This is a genomic window from Pseudonocardia sp. 73-21 (assembly GCF_001899645.1).
GTDB lineage: Bacteria > Actinomycetota > Actinomycetes > Mycobacteriales > Pseudonocardiaceae > Pseudonocardia.
The window spans coordinates 1-5,771 of sequence record NZ_MKVV01000021.1 but is presented as its reverse complement, the minus strand read 5'-3'; the positions used below and the strand labels follow the sequence as shown (position 1 = coordinate 5,771).

Sequence of the window (5,771 nt, the reverse complement as noted above, 5' to 3'; positions counted from 1 at the left end):
CCCGGTAGCCCGGAGTGTCGGTTACCTGGCGGATGCCGGGTCGGGTTCGGCGGCCGCAGCCGCTGGGTGGTCGTCGGGTCGAGCATGCCAGGCCGCTTCGTACTCGTCGGGTGAGCGCCAGCCGAGCCGGGCCTGGATGCGTTCGGTGTTGTACCAGCCGTCGATGTAGGCGAACAGCGCGTTCTCCGCCTCATCGCGGGTCCGCCACGACCTCCGGTACACCAGTTCGGTTTTCAGGGTGGAGAAGAAGTTCTCCATCAGCGCATTATCGTAGGAATCCCCGACCGAACCCATCGATGCGAGAATGCCGTGGTCATCGAGTCGCTGCCCGAACCGCAGCGATGTGTAATTCGAGCCGCGGTCCGAATGGTGGATGACCTGGCCGTCGCGGATACCGCGCGACCAGACCGCGTACTCGAGAGCGCCGAGGATGAGGTCGGTGTCGCAGCGGTCCGAGCAGCGCCAGCCGACGATCCGGTTGGAGAACGCGTCGCGGACCGCGGCCAGCCAGAACACGCCCTGTCCGCACGGGATGCGGGTCGCGTCAGCGACCCAGAGCCGGTTGGGCGCCGGCGCGGTGAAGTCCCGGTTGACCAGGTCTGGCGCCGGGTCGGCGTTCGGGTTCTGCCTGGTCGAGGCGGTGCGCCACTTCTTGCGCAGGAACGCGCCTTGCAGGCCGTGCTCGCGCATCAGCCGTTCGACCCGTTTGCGGGAGATGCGCACGCCGCGGCGGTGCAGGATGGCGTGGATCCGCGGAGAACCGTAGGTGCCACCCGAGCGGTCGTAGATCTTCGTGATCTCCGTGAGGATCTGCTCGTCGGCTTGGCGGCGGGCTGAGGGATACTGTTGTTGGACGAGCCAGCCGTAGAACGTCGAGGGTGCGACGTCGAGGACCCGCAGGACCGGGTCGACCCCGAACCGGTCACGGAGATGGCTGACGGCTTTCAATATCGCCTCTTTGTCGGGTCCATCTCCTGGGCGAAAAAAGCACTCGCCGCCTTCAAGATCTCATTGGCCCGGCGCAGCTCGGTGTTTTCCCGCCGGAGCCGGCGCAGCTCCTCGACCTCCGCGGTGGTCGGTAGGTCGCTGCGCTGGGCGCGGTCGGCCTGGGCCTGGCGGATCCAGGTTCGCAACGCTTCATGGTGCACGCCCAGCTGCTCGGCCAGCCGGCGGATCACCGGTCGCGGGTCGGACTCGAAGTAGAGCCGGACCGCGCGCTCACGCAGCTCGTCGGGGTACTTCTTCGGTGCTGCCATCAGAGACTCCCTTCACGGCCTACGGCCATGATCGTCGGTCTCCGAGCTAGCGGGGGAACCTCAGATGACCGGCCAGGTCGTGACCTGCCCGGTCGACGAGATGAACCAGCCCCGTGGGACCAAGGACGCGAAGCTGCGGGTGCCGCCCGGCGACACCGAGGTCGAGGACCTGTTCAGCCGCTGGGCCGCGCAGCTCACCACCTGCCGCAAGTTCGCCCCGACCGCGCGCAACTACACCGCCGCCCGGCTGATGGCCACCGTCGGATTGCGCGTCAACGAGGCCCGCCATCTCGATCTCGCAGACCTCAAGTGGGACCTCGGACGGCTGGGCAAGATCCATGTCCGGCACGGGAAGGGCTCGCGGGGATCGGGCCCGCGCGAGCGGATGGTCCCGATGATCGGCGGCGCGGACCGGCTGCTGCGCTGGTACGTCGAGGACGTGTGGGGCCATCTCGACGACAACCACACCCGGCCCGGGGCACCTTTGTTCTGCTCCGAGCGGCGCAACCTCGACGGCACGAAGGCCCGCGTCGGCGACGACGTCCTGCGCGAAGGCCTCGCCAGGGCCGCGGCGACGCATCTGCCGGCGTGGGCGTCGCGGCTCACCCCGCACGTGCTGCGCCACTACTGCGCCTCGCAGCTCTACCGCACCGGAATGGACCTGATCATGATCCAGGAGCTGCTCGGTCACGCCTGGATCGCGACCACCATGGGCTACGTCCACGTGCACCGCAGCCACGTTGAGGACGCCTGGATCGCCGGGCAGGCCCGGGCGGCGGCACGACTGGAAGGGTTGATCTGAGTGCGCTGGAACCTGCGTCTGGCCGCGGCAAACCGCGGCATCTGGAAGGCCTCCGAGCTGCAGCGCAGCCTCGCCGAGCACGGCCTGGTGATCTCGGCGGGCAAGATGTCGGGCCTGTGGTCGGGCCGGCCGATCTCGCTCAAGCTCGCCGACCTCGACGTCATCTGCGTCGTCCTCGGCTGCGAGGTCGGTGAGCTGCTGATCCCCGAGCCCGACACCGTCACCCGCCCCGCCACCGACACCGCTTCCATCGCGGCGTCGGTGACCGCGGGCGATCGCGGCGGGCCGCTCGGTGTCGTCCCGCGGCGCCGTGACGGCCGCACACTGCCCCCGGCCTGAGCAATGGACCGCCGCGCGAACCGCCCGGTGCTCAGCTGCCCGGATTGCCTGGCCTGGGGCGTGACCGGCTACCGAGGCCGATGCATCCCGTGCCTGCGCTATGCCCGGGCCTACCCGGTCGGGCCGTGCGAGGCCTGCGCTCGCGTCGTTCCTCTGCGGGTCGGGCACTGTCGGCTGTGCTGGGACCAGGCTCGTCTCGACCGGCCCTACGTCGAGCGGCACACCGTATTGCTCCCGCACGTCCGCCACGTGCGAGTCCACCAACTGTTCTTTGCGGGCATGACGTTCAAACCCCGCGGCGACCTGATCGCCCAACGCCGAGCACAACGGCAACTTGCCGATCCTGCCGGCGACCCGCTGCGCCAGCCCGACGCGCAGCTGCTGTTGTTCGACGGGCTCGCCCGTAGCTTCCGCTACGGCCGGGTCGATCTGCGCCGTGAGCCCGTCGGCGACAACCCAGTCCTGCGCGCCGCTCTCGCCCTCGCCGCCAGCCAGGCTCAGCTCCGTGGTTGGAGTGACGCTGTTGTGTCGACCCTCAACCGCAACCTGGTCATGGTGCTCTCCCAGCTCGGAGAGGGAGAGCAGGTCCGCTACTCCGACTACGCCGATGTCCTGCGCGCCCGGTCGGCCTCCCTGCGGCGCACCACCGACATCCTCGCCGGCGTCGGGGTCCTGCTCGACGATCGGGTGCCGGCGTTCCACGCCTGGGTCGACCGACAGCTCGCCGACCTCGCCCCAGGCATCGCCGCCGACACCCGCGAGTGGGCGCTCACCCTGACCACCGGCAACGTCCGGACCCGACCACGCGACGAACGATCGATCCCCGGCTACCTTGCCGTCGCACGCCCCGCGCTGCTCGCGTGGTCCGGCGCACATAGCCACCTGCGCGAGATCACCTACGACGACCTGCTCACCGCGGTCGCGGACCTGCACGGCCACCAGCGGATCACCACACTGGTCGCGCTGCGCTCCCTGTTCGGCTGGGCTAAACGCACCGGCAAGGTCTTCACCAACCCCGCCGCCCGCCTCCGTGTCGGCACAGCATCCACCGGGCTGCTGCAGCCCCTGGCGGCTGGGCAGATCGGGCTCAGTTTCACGGCCGGGGCCACCCCGCAGGCGCGAGTGTTCCTCGTCCTCGCCGCCGTGCACGCCGCCCGTCCGAGCGACGTCCGCGCCATGCAGCTGCGCGACGTCGACCTGGGCAACCTGCGGCTCACCATCAACGGCCACGAGCGGCGCCTCGATGACCTCATCCGAACCGTCCTGCTCGCCTGGCTCGACCATCGCCGCCGGCGCTGGCCGGTCACCGCGAACCCGCATCTGCTGATCAGCCGCGCCAGCGCCCCCGGGATTGGACCGGTCAGCCCCCCGTGGGTCGACCGTGAACTGCGGGGGCTCCCCGCGACCCTCGACCGGATCCGCCGAGACCGGCACCTCGAGGAAGCCCTCGTCCAAGGTCCCGATCCGCTGCATCTGGCCGAGGTGTTCGGTCTCAGCTCCAAGACCGCGATCCACTACGCCCGCTCCGCCCGCGAGCTGCTCACCGAGCCACCCGACCCCGCAGCGCCGGGATCACCGGGAACCCCCGCCCCACTACCCTCGGGAACGCCGACACCCCCCTCGGGTTCCTCCTGAAGACCCTTCGGTTCGCCTGAACTTCCGGAGGAATGAGGTTGGGCGAAGACCAGGACGTCGCTGTGCACGCGCCGGTGCGGCGCGGGCGCCCGCTCGTCAGCCCGGTGGGCGGGGTGAGCGCGGAGATCGGCGGGTGTGAGGTGCACGGCGACGATGTGCTGGAGGTAGAGCAGGTCGGCGTTCTGCCCGGCGGTCACCATCGGCCCGGTCGGGTCGACGAGAACCCCGCCGTCGCGGTCACACCGGGTGAGGACCACAAGGACGCCGCCGAGCCGTAACGCCCGGGCGGCCAGCCGGGCCAGGGAGTCGGTCTGTCCGGCCGCGTCGTGCCGCGCGGGCATGTCGGTGATCAGCAGGTCGACCCGGTCGTCCGTGCCCTCAGGATCGGTGCTGTCAGCGGCGGTACTGTCGACGGACCCGGGAGGGTCTCCGAGGAGCGGCCGGCGGCCGAGCTCGGCGACCGCTGCGACCGCGGTGGCGGGGACCGTCCCAGTGTGTCTGGTCGTCCAGGGCTGGAGCAGGACGGTGGCGCCGGGTTCGCTGAACGAGGTCACGGCGCGGGCAAGCACGGGCAGCGGCCAGGCCGATCCCGACGGCTCCGCGTCCGGCACGCCTCCCGCGGACGACGGGAGCGCCGAGCCCACGTCCTGCGTTGTCGATGTCCTGGAGCTGGCGTGCGAGGGGGTCTCGTGCTGGACCGGAGCCTGGTCCGGAGTGAACCAGATGGTGGACGGGGTGGGTGCCGGGTTGCCGCGCCGGGTGTCGGGGCGTCCGGAGTTCGCCGGGCTGCGCCGGGTGCGGGTCGGCGCGGTCGGGTAGGGCCGGAACTCGACGACCGCTCGGCCGCGTCTCGCCTGGCTCGGGGTGGTGGCACCGGGGTCGCCGGGCCGTTCGGTGGCCCGCGACTGTCCGTCAGGCTGCATGGGCTGCTCCAGAGATCCGGGGGACGGCCGCATCCGAAGCGCGGCCGAGGACACCCCCTGAACTCCGTCATCAAGCCCCGGTGGGGACATTCCGATATTCACCTCTGTTCCTGAACTTCCATTCTCAGGGCTGTTCCGTGTGCCGTTCTCGCAGCGCCCGGGCGGGGTCGATCCGGGCCCAGCGATCGCCGCTGCTTCACGACGGTGGCGGCGGCTGACGCGGCCGGCGAGGTCGGTCGTACCGGCTTAGCGGCCGGGTACCGAACGCTTACCGCTGAGGCACCGATCAGGTACCACGCGATGTTTAACCTGTTCACGGGCGTGACCCTGGGAGGTCACAACGGCCGAGACCGCCACGACGATCGGCCGGACACGACTGGTCGAGAGACCCGGTGCGCGGTCGGCGGTAAGCGGTTCGTACCTCATCGGTAAGTGATCGGAAACGGTTTGGTACCACCGGTTGTGGCGTTCTTTCCTCGCTGATTCCCAAGCGAGGCGAGGAGCCGAAGGATGCAGGACAGGAACGCGATTCCGAGGGCCGCTTTCGGCCCGACAGACATGCCGCTCGACGCCGCGCGCTCGGCGTTCGGGTGGCTGGTCACCGGGCCCGAGCCGCTGTCGGTCGACGGACGCGGGTTCGCCGGGCTGCCGGATCGGTGGGTGCCGCTCGACGAGGTGCGCCAGCGGCTGTTGGGTCGCCGCTGCCCGCAGCCGGTGCGCGACGCGGTGTGGGCGCACCTGGTCGAACGGTCCCGGGCAGCGCAGACAGAGGCGGGGGCCGGGGCGTGGACGGTGGGGTGCGTCGGGGTCGCGCTT

Annotated in this window: 7 protein-coding genes and 1 pseudogene; 6 read left to right on the top strand and 2 right to left on the bottom strand. The window is 70.6% G+C overall.

Annotated elements, in window-relative coordinates; genetic code table 11:
- Positions 1-21 precede the first annotated feature (21 nt).
- On the bottom strand, positions 22-948 hold the full coding sequence (locus tag BGP03_RS04990) for an IS3 family transposase (protein ID WP_299735628.1): 927 nt from the start codon (positions 946-948) through the stop codon (positions 22-24).
- Positions 945-1,256: a transposase gene (locus tag BGP03_RS04985; RefSeq protein WP_298661128.1), complete on the bottom strand. Its 312-nt coding sequence runs from the start codon at positions 1,254-1,256 to the stop codon at positions 945-947. Before BGP03_RS04985 ends, BGP03_RS04990 begins: the two co-directional genes overlap by 4 nt.
- A 64-nt stretch (positions 1,257-1,320) precedes the next feature.
- Here BGP03_RS04985 and BGP03_RS04980 point away from each other — a divergent pair, with 64 nt between their 5' ends.
- The 6 genes and pseudogenes from BGP03_RS04980 to BGP03_RS04955 all read left to right on the top strand — a co-directional run.
- Positions 1,321-2,058: a site-specific integrase gene (locus BGP03_RS04980; protein ID WP_298797616.1), complete on the top strand. Its 738-nt coding sequence runs from the start codon at positions 1,321-1,323 to the stop codon at positions 2,056-2,058.
- Complete coding sequence (locus BGP03_RS04975) at positions 2,059-2,397, top strand: helix-turn-helix transcriptional regulator (protein ID WP_296368915.1); 339 nt, start codon at positions 2,059-2,061, stop codon at positions 2,395-2,397.
- Between the two features lie 279 nt (positions 2,398-2,676).
- Positions 2,677-4,032, top strand: coding sequence for an integrase (locus tag BGP03_RS04970; protein WP_296368917.1), 1,356 nt, complete (start codon positions 2,677-2,679; stop codon positions 4,030-4,032).
- Positions 4,033-4,070: 38 nt separating this feature from the next.
- On the top strand, positions 4,071-4,310 hold the full coding sequence (locus BGP03_RS04965; protein ID WP_296368919.1) for a hypothetical protein: 240 nt from the start codon (positions 4,071-4,073) through the stop codon (positions 4,308-4,310).
- 247 nt (positions 4,311-4,557) lie between these two features.
- Entirely contained in the window at positions 4,558-4,851 is a 294-nt protein-coding gene (locus BGP03_RS04960) for a hypothetical protein (protein WP_299735622.1), read from the top strand.
- 614 nt (positions 4,852-5,465) lie between these two features.
- Positions 5,466-5,771, top strand: a pseudogene (locus BGP03_RS04955) (hypothetical protein); the annotation flags it as partial.

What these genes read in the sequence shown, in the direction of transcription:
- BGP03_RS04985 (WP_298661128.1), bottom strand. Translation starts at nt 1,256, where the DNA reads ATGGCAGCACCGAAGAAGTACCCCGACGAGCTGCGTGAGCGCGCGGTC.
- BGP03_RS04980 (WP_298797616.1), top strand. Translation starts at nt 1,321, where the DNA reads ATGACCGGCCAGGTCGTGACCTGCCCGGTCGACGAGATGAACCAGCCC.
- BGP03_RS04970 (WP_296368917.1), top strand. Translation starts at nt 2,677, where the DNA reads ATGACGTTCAAACCCCGCGGCGACCTGATCGCCCAACGCCGAGCACAA.